Genomic DNA, 408 nt, shown 5'->3' on the forward strand with positions numbered 1-408 from the left:
CAAATGGCGGCTGTGCCGGCGGCTTGGCGTCGGGCGCCTTCAGATAGAACGGCCGTGCCGGCGTGGTGTCGGGATTGGCGGCGGCGCCGAGCCACGCGACCCAACTGATGTCGGGCGCGGGTTGCGCGTCGACCGCAATAGGTTGCGGTCCATCCTTCGGCCAGCGCTCGGCGAGGATCCCTGCGGCATTGCCGACCAGGTGCGGCGCGCCGAATTGCGAGGCTGTGATCGCCTCGTCGATGCTGGCGACCTTCGGTCGCACCAGCTGGCTGCCGTCGCCGGCGACGATCTGGAAATAGACATGGTCGTGCCGTGCGTCGATCGCCGAGATCACGGGCGCCGATTTGCTCTGGCCAACGATGGCGGCGGCATAGGCCGACAAGGTGGTCAGCCCAATCGCCGGCCGCT

Annotated in this window: 1 protein-coding gene; it reads right to left on the minus strand. The window is 68.6% G+C overall.

From position 1 onward, the window contains the following. The coding region (locus tag MOV75_RS42020) for a tRNA (adenosine(37)-N6)-threonylcarbamoyltransferase complex dimerization subunit type 1 TsaB (protein ID WP_369010512.1) at positions 1 to 408 on the minus strand (408 nt) is incomplete at both ends.

Origin of the sequence: Bradyrhizobium sp. PRIMUS42 (assembly GCF_023006515.1) — a bacterium.
In the GTDB taxonomy this organism is placed as follows: Bacteria; Pseudomonadota; Alphaproteobacteria; order Rhizobiales; family Xanthobacteraceae; genus Bradyrhizobium.